Source organism: Pseudoxanthomonas sp. F37 (assembly GCF_022965755.1).
Taxonomy (GTDB): domain Bacteria; phylum Pseudomonadota; class Gammaproteobacteria; order Xanthomonadales; family Xanthomonadaceae; genus Pseudoxanthomonas_A.
Window position 1 is genome coordinate 991,537 of sequence record NZ_CP095187.1, and the last position, 20,097, is coordinate 1,011,633.

General features: G+C 69.8%; 15 protein-coding genes, 2 pseudogenes and 1 riboswitch. Of the genes and pseudogenes, 7 read left to right on the forward strand and 10 right to left on the reverse strand.

What is annotated here, in order from left to right; genetic code table 11:
• Positions 1-76: 76 nt before the first annotated feature.
• Both MUU77_RS04515 and MUU77_RS04520 read right to left on the reverse strand, forming a co-directional pair.
• Positions 77-969, reverse strand: a pseudogene (locus MUU77_RS04515) (Hsp33 family molecular chaperone HslO).
• Entirely contained in the window at positions 966-2,255 is a 1,290-nt protein-coding gene (locus MUU77_RS04520; RefSeq protein WP_245092058.1) for an aspartyl/asparaginyl beta-hydroxylase domain-containing protein, read from the reverse strand. The pseudogene MUU77_RS04515 and the gene MUU77_RS04520 overlap by 4 nt, the downstream one beginning before the upstream one ends.
• Positions 2,256-2,339: 84 nt before the next feature.
• Between MUU77_RS04520 and mtgA the strand changes: the two genes are divergently transcribed.
• Genes mtgA through MUU77_RS04535 form a run of 3 tightly spaced genes read left to right on the forward strand, consistent with a single transcriptional unit; the run spans position 2,340 to position 4,544 of the window.
• A complete protein-coding gene (gene mtgA, locus MUU77_RS04525; protein ID WP_245092060.1) occupies positions 2,340-3,119 on the forward strand; it encodes a monofunctional biosynthetic peptidoglycan transglycosylase in 780 nt (259 codons plus the stop codon).
• Positions 3,116-4,156 (forward strand): glycosyltransferase family 2 protein, encoded by a 1,041-nt coding sequence (locus tag MUU77_RS04530; RefSeq protein ID WP_245092062.1) that lies wholly within the window; start codon positions 3,116-3,118, stop codon positions 4,154-4,156. Before mtgA ends, MUU77_RS04530 begins: the two co-directional genes overlap by 4 nt.
• Positions 4,116-4,544 carry a CBS domain-containing protein gene (locus tag MUU77_RS04535; RefSeq protein WP_245092064.1) on the forward strand — a complete coding sequence of 143 codons (429 nt, stop codon included), beginning with the start codon at positions 4,116-4,118 and terminating at the stop codon, positions 4,542-4,544. Before MUU77_RS04530 ends, MUU77_RS04535 begins: the two co-directional genes overlap by 41 nt.
• A 9-nt stretch (positions 4,545-4,553) precedes the next feature.
• On the opposite strand, the gene MUU77_RS04540 is transcribed toward MUU77_RS04535, so the two are convergent.
• The 6 genes from MUU77_RS04540 to MUU77_RS04565 form a co-directional block, all read right to left on the reverse strand.
• Positions 4,554-6,497: an AsmA family protein gene (locus MUU77_RS04540; RefSeq protein ID WP_245092066.1), complete on the reverse strand. Its 1,944-nt coding sequence runs from the start codon at positions 6,495-6,497 to the stop codon at positions 4,554-4,556.
• 87 nt (positions 6,498-6,584) lie between these two features.
• Positions 6,585-7,280, reverse strand: coding sequence for a hemolysin III family protein (locus MUU77_RS04545; protein ID WP_245092068.1), 696 nt, complete (start codon positions 7,278-7,280; stop codon positions 6,585-6,587).
• 106 nt (positions 7,281-7,386) lie between these two features.
• Positions 7,387-7,629 carry a hypothetical protein gene (locus MUU77_RS04550; RefSeq protein ID WP_245092071.1) on the reverse strand — a complete coding sequence of 81 codons (243 nt, stop codon included), beginning with the start codon at positions 7,627-7,629 and terminating at the stop codon, positions 7,387-7,389.
• A 141-nt stretch (positions 7,630-7,770) separates the two neighbouring features.
• A complete protein-coding gene (locus tag MUU77_RS04555) occupies positions 7,771-9,387 on the reverse strand; it encodes a peptide chain release factor 3 (RefSeq protein ID WP_245092073.1) in 1,617 nt (538 codons plus the stop codon).
• 73 nt (positions 9,388-9,460) lie between these two features.
• Positions 9,461-10,387 (reverse strand): M23 family metallopeptidase, encoded by a 927-nt coding sequence (locus MUU77_RS04560; RefSeq protein WP_245094222.1) that lies wholly within the window; start codon positions 10,385-10,387, stop codon positions 9,461-9,463.
• Complete coding sequence (locus tag MUU77_RS04565) at positions 10,384-11,475, reverse strand: phytase (RefSeq protein ID WP_245092075.1); 1,092 nt, start codon at positions 11,473-11,475, stop codon at positions 10,384-10,386. Before MUU77_RS04565 ends, MUU77_RS04560 begins: the two co-directional genes overlap by 4 nt.
• 114 nt (positions 11,476-11,589) lie before the next feature.
• Positions 11,590-11,705, forward strand: a riboswitch (SAM riboswitch).
• A 150-nt stretch (positions 11,706-11,855) separates the two neighbouring features.
• Here MUU77_RS04565 and MUU77_RS04570 point away from each other — a divergent pair.
• The 3 genes from MUU77_RS04570 to MUU77_RS04580 are packed head-to-tail and all read left to right on the forward strand — an operon-like array spanning position 11,856 to position 15,135.
• Positions 11,856-12,842 carry a homoserine O-succinyltransferase gene (locus MUU77_RS04570; protein ID WP_245094225.1) on the forward strand — a complete coding sequence of 329 codons (987 nt, stop codon included), beginning with the start codon at positions 11,856-11,858 and terminating at the stop codon, positions 12,840-12,842.
• Entirely contained in the window at positions 12,839-14,062 is a 1,224-nt protein-coding gene (locus MUU77_RS04575) for an O-succinylhomoserine (thiol)-lyase (RefSeq protein ID WP_245092077.1), read from the forward strand. Before MUU77_RS04570 ends, MUU77_RS04575 begins: the two co-directional genes overlap by 4 nt.
• A complete protein-coding gene (locus MUU77_RS04580; protein WP_245092079.1) occupies positions 14,059-15,135 on the forward strand; it encodes a homoserine dehydrogenase in 1,077 nt (358 codons plus the stop codon). The genes MUU77_RS04575 and MUU77_RS04580 overlap by 4 nt, the downstream gene beginning before the upstream one ends.
• 12 nt (positions 15,136-15,147) lie before the next feature.
• On the opposite strand, the pseudogene MUU77_RS04585 reads toward MUU77_RS04580, so the two are convergent.
• Positions 15,148-16,117, reverse strand: a pseudogene (locus MUU77_RS04585) (alpha/beta hydrolase).
• Between the two features lie 89 nt (positions 16,118-16,206).
• Complete coding sequence (locus tag MUU77_RS04590) at positions 16,207-19,242, reverse strand: ligand-binding sensor domain-containing diguanylate cyclase (RefSeq protein WP_245092081.1); 3,036 nt, start codon at positions 19,240-19,242, stop codon at positions 16,207-16,209.
• Positions 19,243-19,518: 276 nt separating this feature from the next.
• Between MUU77_RS04590 and MUU77_RS04595 the strand changes: the two genes are divergently transcribed.
• Positions 19,519-19,929, forward strand: a complete 411-nt coding sequence (locus MUU77_RS04595; RefSeq protein WP_245092089.1) for a helix-turn-helix transcriptional regulator — start codon at positions 19,519-19,521, stop codon at positions 19,927-19,929.
• The last annotated feature ends 168 nt before the right edge of the window (positions 19,930-20,097 follow it).

The window sequence follows — 20,097 nt, forward strand, 5'->3', positions numbered from 1 at the left end:
CCTCCCGAAGGGGAACCGATGCTATGCCGTTTATGATTCTTTAACAAGTCCCCGGGGCGACTTTCCGACCGCCGGATCACTGCAGGCGGGCGGGTGCCTCCATGTCGACCGCCGGATGGTCGAAAAGTTCCGCGATCTGGGCCGGGTTGAACCGGTACTGCTGCCCACAGAACTCGCAACGGACTTCGGCCACGCCGTCGGCCAAGGCGGCCGTCGCCTCCTCCTGCCCCAGCGACTGCAGCATGCTCGCAACCCGTTCCCGGGAACAAGAGCAGCCGAAGCGAACTGGGCGCTCGGTCAATACTTGGGGCGCTTCCTCATGGAACAGGCGGTGCAGCAGGATGGGGACGGGCATGGCCAGCAACTCCGCCTCGCCCAGGGTGTCGAACAGGGCACCGGCCCGGTTCCAGCCGTCGTCATCGCCTTCGTCGCCGGGGAGCTTCTGCAGCATCAGGCCACAGGCCCGCTCGCCGTCGGCCGCCAGCAGCAGGCGGGTCGGCAATTGCTCGGACTGGCGGAAGTAGTCCTCGAAGGCCTCGGCCAGCCGGCTGGCCTCCAGCCCCACCAGGCTCTGGTAGCGCTGCGGCTCGCGCGGGTCCAGGCCGGGGTTCTCGATGGTGATGGCCAGCAGGGCGTCGCGGCCGAGCTCGCGCAGGTCGCGCGGGGCGTCCTGCCCCCCGCCAGCTGGACGATGCCGCGCACGGTGCCGGCGGCGGTGCATTCGGCAAAGAGCGTGCGCAATCCCTGCTCGCCCCGGATCTGGATGGACAGGCGCCCGTCCACCTTGGTGTGCCCGGTGAACAGCACGGCCGCCGCAGTGGCCTCTCCCAGCAGTTCGCGTGCCGCAGGGGGGTAGTCCCCGCGACCGGCGACGGTATTCCATGTGGCGTCCAGTCGCACGGCCACGCCGCGCACGCCGGCGGCGGGCAGCAGGAATCGGGTCAGGGTGTCGGGGGCATCACTGCTCACAGTTCTCCAAGGTCGGCGCCTTCGCCGTAATAGGCCATGATGCCCTCCACCGTATGGGCCACCAGGTCCTTTTCCAAGTCGGTCAGCATCGGGTGCCAGATGTCGAAGATCAGGACCACGCGTAGCTGGTCGCTGAAATTCCACGCCTCATGCTGGATGGTGTCGTCGAACAGCACGAGTTCGCCCGGCTTCCACACATGCGTCTCGCCGCCCACGCGCAGTCCGCAGTCCGGGGGGATGATCAGCGGCAGGTGGACCGTCAGCCGGGTATTGGTGGCGCCATTGTGCGGAGGAATGTGCGTGCCCGGCTTGAGTGCCGAGAAGAACGCCACCGGTGCGCGCTTGGGCACCCGGTTGAGGGGCGCATGCGCGAACAGGGCCGCCTCGGTGCGCGGGCACAGGTCTGCCTGCCGATCGATACGCTGGCCATTCCGCCACAGGAAGTAGGCGCCCCAGTCCAGCTTCCGGTCCAGTGCGGCGAACTGTCCCATCGGCTCGCCGGCAGGCGTCTGCACGTAGGGCTCGAAGGCGCGCTGTTGCGCCAGCAGGGCATCCAGTTCGGCCAGGATGTCCGGGAAGGCGGCTTCCAGGCGCGGCACCCAGTCGTAGTCCTCGCGATGGAAGAACGGGATCGCCGGCAGGCGCGGGAACGGCAGCATCAACGGCCGCGCGGTGACGAAGTTGCGCCGCCCGGTGAGGATATCCAGGCAGTGATCGAACCGCTCCAGTTCGCGCCGTGAGCCGCCTTCCAGCGCGCCCTGCAGATGGTCCAGCATGAACTCCCGCAACTGCGCCTGGTTGGCGGCGATGGAAGCCTTCGCCTCGTTGACCAGCGCCTGCATGTGCGGCGCCTGGACGAAGGCGGGCGGCATGTAGGCCATCGCGGCAGACCACGCCGTCGCGGCTTCGCGCTCGCGCCCCAACTGCTGCAGCAGGCGCGCCTTCTCGGCGTGCGCTCCCCATGCCGCAGGCTCTGCCTGGATGGCCTGCTTGATCGCCTCCAAGGCCTGGGGCAGGTCGCCACGCGCCGAATGCACGCGCGAGAGGTTGGCGTAGGCCATGGCGGGCTGGTCGGAGACCGCGGCGGCGCGAAGCAGGAGCCGCTGCGCCTCGGCCAGTTCTCCGCGGCTGAGGTAGTAGCTGCCCAGGCCATTGAGTGCCGGCGCGACGTCCGGGGAGTGCTCCAGCACGCGGCGCCAGCAATCGGCGGCGCGCTCGGGCTGGTTCTGTCGGGACCATGTACTCGCCTGTTCCAGCAGCGCTTTCAGGGCATCGGAGAGAGCCACGGGCTGCGGGGTCGTCATGCTGGCGAGACAAGAAGGGGGAAGTGGTCCCAGAATAACGGGAACTGAACACTTGGTGTCGGTAACTTGAATTACGAGAGCGAGCCGTCGAACAAGCCCCGCCGTGCACGCCGCTGGTTCCGCTGGCTGCTCGCCCTGCCGTTCCTGTTCGCGGCCGCCAGCGTCCTGCAGGTCGCCGTGCTCCGCTTCGTGGACCCGCCGTTCAGTGCCTTCATGGCGGCCCGGGTGCTGGAGGCCTGGGGGAGCGGCGATTTCGGCTTCCGCGTGGCCTACGACTGGCGCGACCTGGACAGGATGGCGCCCAGCCTGCCGCTGTCGATGGTGGCGGCGGAAGACCAGAACTTCGCCACCCATCACGGCTTCGACCTGGACGCGATCGAGAAGGCGCGCATCCACAACCGGAAGATGGTCGAGCGGGCCGAAAAGCGGGGCAGGCCGGTCACGCGCCTGCGCGGCGCCAGCACCATCAGCCAGCAGGTCGCCAAGAATCTGTTCCTCTGGCAGGGCAGCCATCGCCTCTCGCGCTGGGCGCGCAAGGGCCTGGAGGCCTGGTACACCGTGCTGATCGAAGCGCTCTGGCCGAAGTCGCGCATCCTGGAGGTGTACGCGAACATCGCCGAGTTCGGCGACGGCGTGTATGGCGGGCAGGCGGCCGCGCGCCGCTACTGGGGCAAGGACGCCGCGCGCCTGACCCCGGCCGAAAGCGCACGCCTGGCGGCGGTGCTTCCGTCGCCGCGCCGCTACAGTGCCGCCAACCCCGGCCCCTACGTGCAGCGACGGGCCAAGCGCATCCAGCGGCAGGTGGCGCAGATCGGCGGCACCGCCTACCTGGAGGCCCTGCGGTGAGCGGCGCCGGTCCATGGCAGGTCACCGTGGTGGTCGCCGCCTACAACGAAGCACAGGCGTTGCCGGTGCTGCATCCGCGCATCATCGCCGCGCTGGACGCGATGGAGGATGTGCAGGGCCGCGTGCTGTACGTGGACGATGGCAGCCGCGACGCCACATGGAGCGTGTTGCGTACGCTGGCGGCGAACGACCCGCGCGTGTCGGTGCTGCGGTTGTCGCGCAACTTCGGCAAGGAGGCGGCCCTGACCGCGGGCCTGGACCGCGTGGACGCCGGCGCGGCCATCATCCTGGACGCCGATGGGCAGGACCCGCCGGAGCTGATCGGCGAGTTCGTGCGCCAATGGCAGGCCGGCTACGACAACGTGCATGGCACGCGCATCGCCCGCGACGGCGAGGGCTGGCTGAAGCGGGCCACCGCACACGCGTTCTACCGGGTGATCGGGCGCCTGTCGAAGACGCCCATCCCCGCCGATACCGGCGACTTCCGCCTGTTGTCGCCCCGCGCGCTGGCGGCGCTGCGCGAGTTGCGCGAGCGGCATCGCTTCATGAAGGGGCTGTTCGGCTGGGTGGGATTCAACCAGAAGGCGTTGCCCTACCATCGCCAGGCGCGGGTCGCGGGCAACAGCAGCTTCGGCTTCTGGAAGCTGTGGAACTTCGCGCTGGAAGGCATCACCAGTTTCACCACGGCGCCATTGCGCGTGGCGACCTATCTGGGCGTGATCACGGCGCTGCTGGCGTTCGCCTTCGCCCTTTACGTGGTCGGCAAGGCCTTGCTGTTCGGCGATCCGGTGGCGGGCTGGCCGACGATGATGACGGTCATCCTGTTCCTGGGGGGTGTGCAGCTGGTGGCGCTGGGCCTGATCGGCGAGTACCTGGGACGGCTGTACGAAGAGTCCAAGCAGCGGCCGCTGTACCTGGTGGATACCTGGCATCCCGCAACGGCAGGAGTATCCTTGTCCTCGCCAGACCGACCCGTTCCCCATCCCGGAGATCGCCATGCGCACGGTTCGTCAGTTGCTGGGGTCCAAGACTCCTGAGATCTTCGCCGTCTCCCCCGATGCCTCCGTCCTGGACGCCATCAAGCTGATGGCCGAAAAGGGCGTGGGCGCCGTCCTGGCCATGCAGGGCGCGCGGCTGTGCGGCATCGTGTCCGAGCGCGACTACGCCCGCAAGGTGGTGTTGCAGGGGCGTTCGTCGTCCAACACGCCGGTGCGCGACATCATGACCGCGAAAGTCGTCACGGTGGGGCCCGACGACAGCGTGGACCACTGCATGCAGGTCGTCACCGAACACCGCATCCGCCACCTGCCCGTGGCCGAGGGCGACACCATCATCGGCGTCATCTCCATCGGCGACCTGGTGAAGGCGGTCATCGAGGACCAGAAGGTCGAACTGGACCAGCTGCAGCGCTACATCGCCAGCTGACGCCATTCGTCATTTCGCGTACTGGCCGCCACAGGCGCTGTCCTGGCCGGGTCCCGGCTCTATCGTGGCCAGCAGGGCGGCCGGCGGCGCGATGCTGCCCAGCGCCAGCGCCGTGGCGCCGCGCAGGCCGAGTCGCTTGAAGTCCGGGCGGAACGAAGGGTCCTTGAAGGTGCCATCCACGACCAGCGGCGAGCGCAGCGCCAGGATGCTGCGATCCTTCGGGCGCGGCCTCAGTTCCAGGTCCAGTATTTCCTCCTTCAGGCTGACCTCGCCCTTGCCCAGGATGATGGTGTCGGAGGTGTCGAAGGCCAGTGCGCGCGTGCGCATCACGCCGCCCTCCACCGCGAAGTCGCCGAACGCGCAGCGCACGGCCACGGTGCGGTCCTGGGTCAACAGGAACTTCAGCGCCTCGGCCACGTCCAGGCCGGCCAGTTCCATCAGCAGATTGCTGACCTGGCCGCGTCCCATTCCCAGCATCACCTCGCCGTCGGCGGTCCCCAGGATGCCGGCCACCGAATTGCCCGTGCCGGCCAGCGACGCGTTGCCGCCGATACGTCCGATGGCGCTCTGCGTCAGCTGCGCGCTGGGGAACAGCTCACCCAGGTCGAGGCCGCGCACCGCGACGTCGGCCTTCGTACGGATGACCTCGCTGCGCGCATCCATGCGGATCGTCGAGCGGATGTCGCCTTCGGCGACGCCGAAGTTTAGCGGTTCGAGCCGCAGCAGCCCGGCTTCCAGCAGCAGGTGCGCGTCCATGTCCTCGATGGGCAGCCGGGGCGCGTTGATGCGGTGCGCCTTCCAGCGCACGTCGGCATCCATCGCACGCAGCTTGGTCAGGTCGTACGGCGTGTCGGGCAGCACGCGTGCGTCCGCCGCAAGCGCGGCGGCTTCCGCACGCTGTTCCGCCGTGGCCGCTTCCTCACCGCCCGTCTGCGGCGGTGCGCCCACGAAACCGGCAAGATCGTCGAAATCCAGCCGCTTCGAAACGAGATCGGCCTTGAGCAGGGGGCGCTCGCGGCCCACGGTGACCGCGGCCGAGCCGCCAAGGTCGCTGTCGCCGACGATGCCGGTGAAATCGTCGTAGCGCCACGTATCGCCGTCGCGGGTGAAGCGCCCATCCAGGCGGTAGGGCGGCGTGGAAGGCGTCGCGATGCCGATCAGCGGGAACAGGTCTTCCAGGTCCTGGCCGGCCAGCCGCAGGCGCAGGTCGAAGTCGCGCAGGCGGAACGGATCGAGCAGGGTGCCGCGCGCATGCGCGCGGGTGGGGCCCGCGGTCGCGCGCAGGTCGATGCGGTACGGCTTGTCGGTCTGGCGCAGTGCCAGCGGCGATTCCACCCGGCCGGCGACGCTGAAGGCATTGCCGGCCCATCGGCCTTTGCCCTCCAGTTCGACGGGCGCGGCCGAGGCGTCGCTGCTGCCGATGCTGTCCAGGGCGATGTCCAGGTGGGTGCGCCGGCGTGGATCGAGGAACACCAGGCGTCCGTCGTCGATCCACAGGCCGGCGTAACGGAACCGGCTTTCGCCTTTGCGCTCGCCGAAGATCCAGTTGCCGCCTCCGTCGGGCCCGAACTCCAGGCGCAGCCGCGGCCGCGTCAGGCGGATCGCGATCAGCCTGACCTCGCCGACGAGCAGCGGCCACAGGCGCACGTCCACCTCCGCGCGGTCGGCGGACGCCATCGTCGGTGACGGGGACCAGTCCGCGTTGCCGAAGCGCAGCGCATCGGCACGGATCGTCGTCACGCGTCCAAGGTCGACATCCAGATCGCCGGCGATGTCGAAGCTGCGTCCGGTCTGCGACGCCACGATGCGCTCGACGGGGCCACGCAACCAGTTCCACTGGAACAGCACGACCAGCGCCACCACCAGTGCGGCCAGCGCGCCCAGGACGATGGCGCGCGTCCGCGTCAGCGGACGCAAGACAGAGCGGCGGCGGGAGCGGTGCGCGTCGTCCATGCGTGCATGGTTGGACGCGCGGTGTTCAGGCCCCGCGAAGTGCGGCCTCAGTGGTTCACGTGCGGGACACGAACGTGCAGGGGGCGTCTACGACGCCAGCCGCGGCGTCAGGATCTGCTGGGTCACCGCCACGAAATGGCAGACGCTGCCGGCGATCACAAACAGGTGCCAGATGGCGTGCGAATAGCGGATCGATTCGCGGTGATAGAAGAACGTGCCCAGCGTGTAGAACAGGCCGCCAGCCAGCATCCAGCCCAGCGTCACGAGGTCGACGGCGTTCAGCAGCGGCTTGACCGCCACGATCACCAGCCAGCCCATCGCGATGTAGATGGCGGTGGAAAGCACCTTGAAGCGGCCGGTGTAGAACAGCTTGAAGACCACGCCGGCGATGGCCAGCGTCCAGATGGCCGTGAACAGGCCCCAGCCCCAGGGCCCGCGCAGCCCGATCAGGGTGAACGGCGTGTACGTGCCGGCGATGAGCAGGTAGATGGCGCAGTGGTCGAAGACCTTCAGCCGCCCTTTCGCGACCGGATGCTGGATGGCGTGGTAGAGCGTGGAGGCCGTGTACAGCAGCAGCAGGGTCACGCCGAACACGATGGACGCGCCCAGCTGCCAGCCGTCGCCATAGATCGCCGCGAGGGTGATCAGGACGGCGCCGCCGGCCAGCGCGGCGACGGCGCCCAGGCCGTGCGTCAATGCGCTGGCGATCTCGTCGCGCAGGTCGATCAGGTGGTCGGCCCGCTTGCGGGCGCGCAGGGCTTCGAAAGAGGTCTGCTCACTCATGCCACCACGTTACCGCAATGCAGCACGCCGTGCATCGGCCGTACGCCGGCCGGTCAGCCGACAGCGGGCTGCGGGGTACCCGGCAGCCCGCCACCGCTTGCCGCGATCAGACCGTGACGCCGCCGCTCAGGGCCGCCATGTCGGGGCGGAACACCAGGCACAGCACCAGGCCCGCCACGAACAGGATCAGCGGGACCTTGTTCTCGGCGAAGTTCTTGATGCCGTAATAGAGGGTGTAGAAACCGCAGATGAAACAGAAGATGGCTGCCAGCGCGCCGTCCTTCCTCGCCGCGTTCACCGTCATCCAGATCGCGCCCGCCAGCAACAGTACCGCCCCCAGAAAATACATGGACTTCTCCCCTAGAAGCCGCCGGATGGCGGCCCGGGAAGCCTATCGGATCACCCGGGCCGACGGAATGTCGCGCGAGGCCGGACGGGTGGAACGTAACCCGCAAGACACGGGCCGCCGGTCCGCCCCCCGGCGGCATGGTCAGCCCAGATCGACGCTGTGCGCATGCTCGCGGGTGGCCAGGAACTGCACGTCCGGGGCGCGCTCCTGCGCCAGTTGCAGGTTCACCCGCGTCGGCGCCAGGTAGACCAGCTGGCCGGCGGCGTCCAGCGCCAGGTTCATGGCGTTCTTGTCGCGGAACTCTTCCAGCTTCTTCGCGTTGTCGCAGCGGATCCAGCGTGCCGTGGCCACGCTGACGTTCTCGAACGAGGCGTCCACGCCGTACTCGTCCTTCAGGCGGTAGGCCACCACGTCGAACTGCAGCACGCCCACCGCGCCCAGGATCAGGTCGTTGCTCATCAAGGGACGGAAGAACTGGGTGGCGCCTTCCTCGGACAGCTGCGCCAGGCCCTTCTGCAACTGCTTGAGCTTGAGCGGGTCGCGCAGGCGCGCGCGGCGGAACAGTTCCGGCGCGAAGTTGGGAATGCCGGTGAACGACAGTGCCTCGCCTTCGGTGAAGGTATCGCCGATGGAGATGGTGCCGTGGTTGTGGATGCCGATCACGTCGCCCGGATAGGCCTCGGCGGCGATCTCGCGGTCGCTGGCCATGAAGGTCAGCGCGTTGGCCAGCTTCATCTCCTTGCCGCTACGCACGTGGAAGGTCTTCATGCCGGCCTCGAAGCGGCCCGAGCACACGCGCATGAACGCCACGCGGTCGCGGTGCTGCGGGTCCATGTTGGCCTGGATCTTGAAGACGAAACCGGTCAGCCTGCCCTCGTCGGGCTGCACCTTGCGGCCGGTGGTCTCGCGCGGCTGCGGCGACGGAGCGTGTTCGACGAAGAAATCCAGCAGCGGCTGCACGCCGAAGTTGTTGACGCCCGAGCCGAAGAACACCGGCGTCTGCCTGCCTTCCAGGTAGGCCTGCTTGTCGAACGGATGGCTGGCGCCCTGCACCAGTTCCAGTTCGTCGCGCAGCTGCGCCAGCATCTCGGCGCCGATCTTGTCGGCAAGGCCGGGCGCGTCGAGCGACGGGAAGATCGTCGAGTCCTGGCGGGTGAAATTGCGGCCCGGCTCGTACAGGTGCACTTCGCCGCTGATCAGGTGCACCACGCCCTTCAGGCGCTGGCCCATGCCGATCGGCCAGGTGACCGGCGCGCACTGGATGCCCAGCACGCTTTCCACTTCGTCCAGCAGCTCGATCGGGTCCTTGCCCTCGCGGTCCAGCTTGTTGATGAAGGTCATGATGGGCGTGGCGCGCAGGCGGCAGACCTCCATCAGCTTGATGGTGCGCTCTTCCACGCCCTTGGCCACGTCGATGACCATCAGCGCGCTGTCCACCGCGGTCAGCACGCGGTAGGTGTCCTCGCCGAAGTCGGCGTGGCCCGGGGTGTCCAGCAGGTTGACGATCTTGCCCTCGTACGGGAACTGCATCACCGACGAGGTGACCGAGATGCCGCGCTCCTTCTCCAGCGCCATCCAGTCGGACGTGGCATGGCGCGCGGCCTTGCGGCCCTTCACCGAGCCGGCCATCTGGATGGCGCCGCCGAACAGCAGCAGCTTTTCCGTCAGCGTGGTCTTGCCGGCGTCGGGGTGGGAGATGATGGCGAAGGTGCGGCGGCGGCTGGCCTCGCGGGCCACGGCGCTGTTCGGATCGGACATGGGGCGGGCGCCCGGGCGGGCGCGGCAGAAGCGGGAAGGGCGCGATTATACCGGCTGCCGCCGAGGGCGCCGGTCACCGCGCCGACGGGAACTGCAGCTGGCCCAGCGGGCCGAACATCCGGAACGGCACCGATTCCAGCCGCATGCCGCGGTTGGCCTGCACCACGAAGTGCAGGTGGGGCGCGGTGGAGAAGCCGGTATTGCCCGACAGGCCGATGTACTGGCCCTTGCGCACGTACTGGCCCACGCGCACCTGCGCGCCCTCCGCCTTCAGGTGCGCGTACAGCGCCATGCTGCCGTCGCTGTGCAGGATGCGGATGAAATTGGCGCGCCCGCCGTACTTTTCGCGGTTCAGGCCGGCCTTGTCGAAGTCGGATTCGACCTGCATCACCAGCCCCTCGCGCGCGGCCACGATGCGCGTGCCCTCCGGCACCGCGAAGTCCACCGCGTGCAGGTTCTGCGCATCGCTGTGGCTGAAGCGGCCACCCGGGCCCTGGTCCACGCGCACGCGCCCGTAATCGAACGGCAGCCGGTATTCGTAGTCCTGCGGCTTGCTGGCCGGGTCGCCCGGCATGCCGTCCAGGGTCAGCTCGAAGTCGCCCCCGCGCAGCGGGTCGGTGACGCTGATGTCGGCCACCAGCACGCTGCTGCGCGCCGGCACCACCGCGCGTGCCGGCAGCGTGGGGGCGCTGCGCACGTCGCGCTGGCGGCGGAAGCCCAGTTGAACCTCCACGGGCCCGTGCATCAGGTTGTCGGCCCAGGCCTGGTACCGCAGGCCCTGCTTCTCCAGGCGCAGGCGCACCTGCGCGCTGGGCGGATTGCGGAAGCGCATGACGTCCAGGCTGCTGCCGGCCAACTGCTCGGGCGGCGGCGGCTGGTCGCCGTACTGGGTGTAGCCCTGCTTGTCCTTCCAGCGATACAGCCGGGCCGCGGCCACCTCGCCCAGGCTGCCGAGCAGCACGGCGACGCCGCAGGCCAGGGCCAGCGCGCGCGCGTTCACCGCGGGCAATCGCCCTTCAGGTCGAGCGCGCGGGCGATGTCGCGCAGGTCGAACGCGGCCAGCGACACGTCGTTGTGCAGCGCGAACAGGGCGCCGGCCGGGAAGCGCGGCGTGGGCATCGCGTACACGGTTTCGCCATCGGTGTTGGAGGTGACCTTGCCGGAGAACACGCCGGCCGGGGCCAGGGTGGCGCGGTCGAACACGCGGAAGCGGGTGGGCGTCAGCTGGTCCACCGCCACCCAGTACCCGTCCTCGGCGCTGCAGGCCCACAGCGCGATGCCTTCGGCGTCGGCATCGAACGTGGCCAGGCTGTGTTGGTTGTAGTGGCCGGCCAGCGTGTAGTCGCGCAGCGTGGAGCCCACGCGGCGGTCTTCCTCGGCGATCAGCAGGCGCCCATGCGCCGGGTCGCCGGCGATGGATTCGACCATGCGCAGCGCCCCGGCCGCGCCGGTGTCGCCGAACTGGCCCAGCAGCCTCGTTTCCAGCTTGCCGCCGTCTTCGATGCGGACCTGGAAGCGCTTCACCCGGCCCGCCAGTTCCGCCATCGGCGGCAGGGTCATGGTGCGGAAATCGGCCATGAAGCTGTCGGTGACGAACAGTTCCAGTTCGCCGGGCGCGGGCTCGTGCACCCACAGCCCGTAGGGCGAGCGCAGCACGTCGGCGCCGAAGGCGCCCAGCGGCGCGAATTCCGGCAGGCGGAAGGCCTGCACACGGTGGTTGTCGCGCTCGGCCACGAACAGCAGGTCGCCGAACACCGCAATGCCGTTGGGGCGGTTGAACTGGCCCACGGCCGTGCCCGGGCCGCCGACCGTGCGCAGGCGCTGCCCGCTATCGGCGTCGTACAGGGCCAGATGGTGGGTGGCCTTGGCGGTGGCGATCAGCCAGACGCGGCCGTCTTCGGTCGGCCACGCGACCAGCGAGTCCAGTTCGTCGCCGGGGACCGGCTGGGAGACCCAGGCCTCCTGCAGGATGGCGTCCGCGGCGGTTTTCGGGGCCGGGGCGGGCGGTGTGGAGGTGTGCAGGGGGGCGGTGGAGCAGGCGGCCAGCAGGGCCACGCAGAGACCGCCGAGGAGGCTGTTCCGGATCATGATGTGAATTATGCGTTATCGCTGCCCCGACCGGCAGCGAGATGGGCGTCAAAATTTCATCGCTTCATCCGAATAAAGCGATTGACATCCGGAAAGGCACGCGGCACAGTAGCCTCACCATCGAGACCGGCAGAGGGACAGGCCCGAAGAAGCCGGGGCAGCCAGCGACGCGCAAGCGCCGTGTAGGTGCCAAATCCTGCGGGGACCCAGCGTCCGCCGAAAGATGGTTCGTACCGTGCCTTCGCACGGCGAACGCGAGCTCCGCGAAGCTCGGTGGTGCAGTCCCGTCCCGCCAGGGACCACGCCCACCGGATGCCGCCATGAGTTACGCCAGTCCCGCGCTGAACCGCCTTGCCGAACCGTCGACCCTCGACGGCGTCGTGGCTCCCCCGTTCCAGGATGACGCGCCGCGTGCCGTGCGGGGCGAGGTGGTGGTCGAGCTGTCGATGCGCCATGCCGGCACGCGCGCACTGACGCTGCGCTACGAACTGCACGGGCCGGCCGGTGCGCCGGTGGTGTTCGTGGCCGGCGGCATCTCCGCGCACCGCCATCTGGCCGCGTGCGGCGTCTTCCCCGAAAACGGCTGGCTGAACGACCTGGTCGGCGCCGGCCGCGCGCTGGATCCGGCGCACCGCCGATTGCTCGCGTTCGACTTCGTCGGCGCCGATGGCCGCCTCGATGCCCCCATCGACACCGCGGACCAGGCCGACGCCATCGCCCAGTTGCTGTCCGCATTGAAGATCGCCCGCCTGCAGGCCTTCGTGGGCTACTCGTACGGGGCGCTGGTGGGCCTGCAGTTCGCCATCCGCCACCCCGCGCGCGTGGAGCAGCTGGTCGCGGTCAGCGGCGCGCATCGCGCCCACCCCTATGCCGCCGCCTGGCGTGCGCTGCAGCGGCGTGCGGTGACCCTGGGCCAGCTGCAGTGCGCCGATGCGCAGGGCCTGTCGCTGGCGCGCCAGTTCGCCATGCTGAGCTACCGCACGCCGGAAGAATTCGGCGAGCGCTTCGACGCCGCGCCGGAAATCGTCAACGGCCGCGTGCGCGTGGCCGCCGAAGACTACCTGGATGCGGCCGGCGCGCAGTATGTCGCGCGCACGCCGGTCACCGCCTACGTGCGCCTGTCCGAATCCATCGACCTGCACCGCGTCGATCCCGCCGACATCCGCGTGCCCACGCTGGTGGTCGCGGTGGAAGGCGACCGCCTGGTGCCGCTGCCCGATTCGGTGGCCCTGGTCGAAGGCCTGGGCACGCTGGGCCAGTTGCGCGTGCTGCGCTCGCCCTACGGCCACGACGCCTTCCTGAAAGAAACCGACCGCATCGATTCCATCCTCACCTCGGCCCTGCGCGCCGCCGGAGACCTCGCATGAGCAGCTACAGCCCCACCGACGCCGACGCGCCCTGTCGTCCCGCCACCGCCGCCGTGCGCGCCGGCATCGACCGCGATACCGCCTACGGCGCGGTGACCCCGCCGATCGTGCTGTCGTCGAACTTCAGCTTCGCCGGCTTCGCGCAGAAGCGCGAATACGACTACACCCGCAGCGGCAACCCCACGCGCGACCTGCTGGCCGAGGCGCTGGCCGAACTCGAAGGCGGCGCCGGCGCCGTCGTCACCGCCACCGGCATGGGTGCCATCACGCTGGTGCTGAACGCGCTGCTGGAGCCGGGCGACCGTCTGGTGGTGCCGCACGACGCGTACGGCGGCAGCTGGCGCCTGTTCAACGCGCTGGCGAAGAAGGGCCACTTCGACCTTATCACCGCCGACCTGACCGATCCGCGCTCGCTGGCCGATGCGCTGGCGCAGTCGCCCAAGCTGGTGCTGATCGAAACGCCGTCCAATCCGCTGCTGCGCATCACCGACCTGCGCTTCGTGATCGAGGCCGCGCACAAGGCCGGCGCGCGCGCGGTGGTGGACAACACCTTCCTGTCGCCGGCGCTGCAGACCCCGATCGCCTTCGGCGCCGATGTGGTGCTGCATTCCACCACCAAGTACATCAACGGCCACAGCGATGTGGTGGGCGGCGCGGTGGTGGCGCGCGATGCGGAAACCCACCAGCAGCTGGTGTGGTGGGCCAATGCGCTGGGACTGACCGGTTCGCCGTTCGACAGTTTCCTGACCCTGCGCGGCCTGCGCACGCTGGATGCGCGCCTGCGCGCGCACCAGGAGAACGCGAACGCCATCGCCGCGTTGCTGGACACGCATCCGGTGGTGTCGAAGGTCTATTTCCCCGGACTGGCCACGCATCCGGGCCACGCGGTGGCCGCACGCCAGCAGAAGGGCTTCGGCGCGATGCTGAGCCTGGAACTGGAAGGCGGCGAAGAAGCGGTGCGCGCCTTCGTCGAAGGGCTGCGCTACTTCACCCTGGCCGAATCGCTGGGCGGCGTGGAAAGCCTGGTCGCGCATCCGGCCACGATGACGCATGCGGCGATGACGCCGGAAGCGCGCGCCAAGGCCGGCATCTCCGACGGCCTGCTGCGGCTGTCGGTCGGCATCGAGGCGACCGACGACCTGCTGGCCGACCTCGGCGCGGCGCTGTCGCGGGCCGAGGCGGTGGTGGCCGAGTCCAAACGCAGGCTCGCCGACGCATGAGCACGGTCGTTCCGCTGCGTACCGCCGCGCGTCGCGTGCCCCGGCTCGCGCTGTTGGGCACGGGCGTGGTGGGCAGCGCCCTGGTGGCGCGCTACCAGCGCCTGCAGTCGGCCGGACTGCCGTTGCCGCCGCTGGCGTGGCTGGCGAACTCGCGCGCGCTGCACGATTGCGCGGGCGCACCGCAACGCGCACTGGAGCAGGCCCACCGGGCCGCTGCGCGCCGCGACGATCTTCCGCCGTGGGCGGAGGCCGAGGCGCTGCATGCCGGCGATATCGTGATCGACGCCACCGCCAGCGACGCGGTCGCCGGCTGGCATGCCGAATGGCTGGCGCGCGGCGTGCACGTGGTGACGGCCAACAAGCTGGGTGCGGGCAGTGGATGGTCGCGCGCGCAGGCGATCGCGCTGGCCTGCGCGGGGTCCGGCGCGCGCTACGGCGAAGCGGCCACCGTCGGCGCCGGCCTGCCGCTGCTGAGCAGCCTGCGCGCGCTGGTGGCCGGCGGCGACCGCATCCACCGCGTGGAGGGCGTGCTGTCCGGCTCGCTGGCGTGGCTGTTCAACCACTACGACGGCATGCGTCCGTTTTCCGGTTTCGTCCGCCAGGCGCGCCAGGCCGGCTATACCGAGCCCGACCCGCGCATCGACCTGTCCGGCGAGGACGTGCGCCGCAAGCTGCTGATCCTGGCGCGCGCCGCGGGTTTCCCGTTGGAACAGGCCGATGTGCGCGTGGAGTCGCTGGTGCCGGTCGAACTGGCGGCACTGCCGCTGGACGGCGTCGACGGCGCACTCGCGCAGCTGGATGCGCCATTGGCGGCGCGCTTCAAGGATGCGTACCGCAATGGCGGCCGCTTGCGCTTCGTCGGCCGGTTCGACCGTGATCGCGCCAGCGTGGGCCTGCAGGTGTTGCCCGAAGACCATGCCTTGTGCAGCGGCAGCGGCACCGACAACCGCGTGGCCATCTACAGCGACCGTTACGACGAGCAGCCGCTGGTCGTGCAGGGGCCGGGTGCCGGCGCCGACGTCACCGCTGCGGCGTTGCTGGACGACGTGCTGGCGATCGCATCCGCGCGCTGATCGCCGGCACGGCTACTCCAGCGCGGACAGCAGGGCTGCGTTGAAGCGTTCCGGCGCCTCCACCTGCGGCGAGTGGCCCAGGTCGGCGAATTCCACCAGCTTTGCGCCGGGAATCGCCGCGGCGGTGCGCCTGCCCAGCGCCGGATAGTCGCCCAGCCGCTGGGCGACCTCCGGCGGTGCCAGGTCCTTGCCGATCGCGGTGCGGTCCTTCTGGCCGATCAGCAGCGTGGTCGCTGCCGTGATGCGGGGCAGTTCGTGGACCACCGGCTGGTTGAACACCATGTCCGAGGTCAGCGCCTGGCTCCATGCCACGGCCTGGCCGCCCTCGCCGGCGTACATGCCGCCGAGCATCCGCACCCAGCGTTCGTAGGCCGGCTTCCAGTCGCCGCCGTAGTACACGGTGCGCTGGTAGTCGCGGATGTTGTCGAAGCTGGTCTTGCGTTCGCGCGCATGCCACGCGTCGACGCTCCGCCATGGCACGCCTTCGGCCCTCCAGTCTTCCAGTCCGATCGGATTGACCAGCACCAGGCGCTCCGTCGCCTGCGGGTACTGCAGCGCGAAGCGCGCCGCCAGCATGCCGCCCATCGAATGGCCGACGATCGCCGCGCGATCGATGCCGAGGTGCTTCAGCAGGTCCCGGGTGTTGCCGGCCAGCTGGGCGAACGAGTACTGGTAACGGGGCGGCTTGCTCGACTTGCAGAAGCCGATCTGGTCCGGTGCGATGACCCGATAACCGGCGCCCGTCAGCGCCGTGATGGCGGACTCCCAGGTGGCGGCACAGAAGTTCTTGCCATGCAGCAGCACGACGGTACGCCCGTTGTGTGCGGCGGGGCGGCAACATCCAGATAGGCCATCTCCAGCCGCTGGTCCTGCGATTGGAACGCGAATGTCCGCACCGGGTGCGGATACGCGAAGCCTTCGAGCCGTGCGCCATAGCGAGGGTCGACACCGTCTGCGCAACGGTCGCGCTGGAGATGGACATCGCCACGAGGGCGAGCATCGGGGGCAGCAACTTCATGGGGGAATCCGCGGCGTGGCGTGCCGGCGTACCGCGGACGCGTCGCGAGGCCGTCAACCGGAACCCGGCGGGCTCGGCAAAGGCGCTGGCGGATGGTAGGGGCCGCGCAATGCCAGGTGGCCGCGGCGGACCAGTTCGCCGGGGTCGCGGCGCACGTGCTCGTCATCGGGCAGCGGCGGGGCCGACGGTACGGCTTCGTACAGCGCCCAGCCGTTGCGGCCCTGCGCCTTGACCTCGTACAGGGCGCGGTCCGCCAGCGATACCAGTTGCTCCCAGCCCAGCAGGTCGGGCACCTCGGCGAACGGCGGATAGCCCACCAGGCCCAGCGAAGCCGTCACCTGCAGGCGCGCGCCGGCCACCTCCACCGGCTCGCTGGCGATGGCGGTGCAGATGCGGCGGCCCAGGGCGTGCAGTTCGTGCCGCGGCATGGGCCGGAACACCATCAGGAATTCCTCGCCGCCCCAGCGGACCACGTAGTCGCCCTCGCGCGAGAGCATGCGCAGGCGGTGCGCGACGGTCTGCAGCACGTGGTCGCCGGCCTGGTGGCCATGGCCGTCGTTGATCGACTTGAAGTGATCGATGTCCAGCAGCACGAAGGCCAGCACGTCCACGCCGGCGGCGAACTTGGGCGTGCGCAGGTAGTAGGCGATGTCCGCCGGCAACTGGCGCGCGAGGTAGCGGCGGTTGTGCAGGCTGGTCAGCGGATCGGTCAGGCTGATCGCTTCCAGCTGGCGGTTGGCCTGCTGCAGGTCCCGCGTGCGCTGCTGCACCAGGCGCTCCAGCGCCAGCCGGCGGTTGTGGTGGCGGCGCAGCACCCAGCGGTTGGACAGCAGCACCAGCACCCCCAGCGCCATCGCCAGCAGCAGGTAGAACCAGGCGCTTTCGTAGAAGTAGGGCGCGATGGTGAACGCCTGGGTGGCCGGCGCGCGCCCGGAGACGCCGCTGTTGTTGGTGCCGAGCACTTCGAACACGTAACGGCCGGCCGGCAGGTTGGTGTAGGTGGCGCTGCGCTGGTGCGGGTCGTCCAGCAGCTTCCAGTCTTCGTCGTAGCCCTTCAGGCGGTAACGGATGTCGATATGGTCGGAGGCCTGGAAGCTGAGCGTGGTGAACTCGAAGCGCAGATCGCGCGTGTCGCGCGGCAGCGACCAGGCCGCGGCCGGATCGGCGGCCCGCCATTGGCCGCGTACCTGCACCCGTTCGATCACCGATTCGGGCACGTAGTCGTTGGCCAGGGGCTGGTCGGTCGCCATCACCACCAGGCCATCGCGCGTGGGCAGCCACAGTGCGTTGTCGGCCATGAAGCCGCGGCTGTTGCCGGCGCCGTTGCAGCAGTCGCCCTTCTGCCCGCCATGGCGGTCGCCCCGCTCGTTCAGCAGCGTGCGTGCGGGGACGCGCACGGCAGGGTCCCCGGTGGCGGCCAGCAGGTCGGTGATCCGCACCCGGTAGATGCCGCGCAGCCCGGCGACCCAGAGGAAGTCGTTGCCGTCCTCGGCGAAGAAGAACGGTGCGTTGGCCGGTATGCCGCGCGTCTTGTCCAGCCGCGTCCAGCGCTGCCCATCGAACACCAGCATCAGTTCCTCGGACAACGCACCCACCACCCATTGGCCGCCGGCCAGTTCGTGCAGGGCGACGATGTGGGGCGCATCCAGTCCGGTGCCGGTCAGCGGGATGGCGACCAGGCGCTCGTCGGTGAATTCGTAAAGGCCGCTCTGCGTGCCCACCAGCAAGCGGCCGTCGCGGGTCTCCAGCAGCACGCGCACGCGCACGTCGCGCAGGCCGGCTTCCGTGCCATAGCGGCGCAGCCGCTCGCCGCCGTCCCAGCGGTACAGTCCTGTGCTGGCGGCGAACCACAGCCGGCCGCTGCGGTCGCGCACGATGCCGTTCACCTGCGCGGCGTCCAGCGCATCCAGCATGCGCGGGTGCTGCACGCGGCCACCGCGATAGAGCGCGGCGCCATCGCGCGTGCCGATCCATGTCTGCCCGTGCTCCGGCAGCAGGCTGTAGGCGGCCGGATGCGGCAACGCCGGGCCGGGCACGACCAGGCGGAAGCGGCCGTTCTCCAGCACGCTGACGCCGTCGTCGCTGCCCGCCCACACGCGGCCGTCGGAGCCCTGTGCGGTGGACCAGAGCAAGGGCTGCAGCAGTCCCTCCGCGCGGCTGTAGCGCCGCGTCCAGCCGTTCCAGGCACGGCTGACGCCTTCGTTGTTGCTGCCCAGCCACAGGTTGGATTCGCGGTCTTCGTAGAAGGCGCGGATCTCGGCCAACGGACCCTCGCCGCGGATCCGTTCGAGCAGCCGGCCGCTGCGGAAGCGGTAGAGCGCATCGCGGGTGCTGGCCCACAGGACGCCGTCGCGATCCTCGCGCAGGGCGAGGATGCCCCCGCTGGCCGCCGCCACTTCGCCATGGCGCTGCCACTGGCGCCCCGACAGCACGAACAGCCCCGCCTCGGTGCCCGCCCACACCCGTCCATCGTGCTGCGCCAGCGCCACCACGTGGGCGGTCGTCGCGCCCGCAGGCAACGCCAGCACGCGTTCGCCGCTGGCATCGAAGGCGTGCACGCGGCCCCGGCCGCCCACCCAGAGCGTGCCGCCCCGATCCACGTGCAGCGCCAGGGCGCCGCCCTCCGGGAGGGCGTGCAGCATCTCCAGCCGGTCGTTGGCGACCACCATCACGCCGCGGCGTGTCGCCACCAGCAGCCGGCCTGCGGCATCCGCGGTCAGGGCCAGCACCTCGACCACGTCGCGCTCGCCCGGTGCCACCGGTAGCGTCCGCACGCGGTGGCCCTCGCGCACCGCCAGGCCCTGGGGCGTGCCGATCCACAGGCGACCGGCACGGTCGGTGTGCAGGGCCTGGATCCAGGTGCTGGGCAGTCCGGGCGTGTTGTCCAGGTCGAAGTTGGTGAAGCGCACGCCGTCGAAGCGGCTCAGGCCGGCCTGTGTGCCGAACCAGAGGTAGCCGGGCCGGTCCTGTGCGATGGCCAGTACGCTGAGCTGGGGCAGGCCCTGCTCCAGGCTCCAGTGGTTGCGCACGTAGTGGTGGAACGACTTGGAGGGGTCCAGTGCCTGCGCCGGCGGGCAAAGCATCGCCATTCCGCCCAGCAGGGGCAGGCACCAGGCCGCCAGTCGGCGCCGCCAGGACGGGCGGGCGCGGCGGGTCGTGTCCCCGGGCTCGGACAGGGCGCGTCTCCGGTAAGTCTGTTTACCTATACCGTATCGGCGCTCATGTCGGCGTCTAAAGGGCCAAAGCGCCGCATCGGCGCAGGGGATGTCGGCCCGGCGTCGGGTTCCTGTCGTGGCGCCGTCGCCCGTCCATAGTGGAGGCTTCCGGCTAACCTAGACGGGCATGGGCCTGCAACGACGATGGACATGAAACTGAATGCCGAACGGATCCGAACCCTGAGGGAACAGCGCGCGTGGTCGCAGGAACATCTGGCGACGGTCGCCGGGCTGAGTGCTCGCACCCTGCAACGTATCGAAGGCGGTTCGGCGGCATCTCCGGAAACGTGTCTGGCCTTGGCGACAGCTTTGGAGGTGCCGTTGAGTCTTATCGCCGGAGTTCAGCCGCCCGCCGACGTCTCTGCCGGGCCCGCGCTGGACAAGTCGCCGAGGGCCATGTCTTCATGGCTCACGCCCGCAGCGCTGCTTCTGTGCATGGTGGTCTGGTTCGGGTACTCCATCGGCAAGGACATGGCCGAGCGTGACAACCGGGCGACAGCTGACTGTAATCGGGACGGTTCGGTGTGCGAGCCGTCCCACCGCGATGCTGGCGCTCGATAACGCCGATCTCGAGGAACGGAGTGATCGGATCGGTCGCTGTCACGTTAGCCGCGTAGCCCGATAGTGCCCCGGGTCACGCTCCCGTGGGTGTGTCGGCAGATCGGATGCTGGTTTCGCTGCGCTCTACCTGGGCTCGCCACGAACGGAATGTCGGGGTGCGCCTTAACA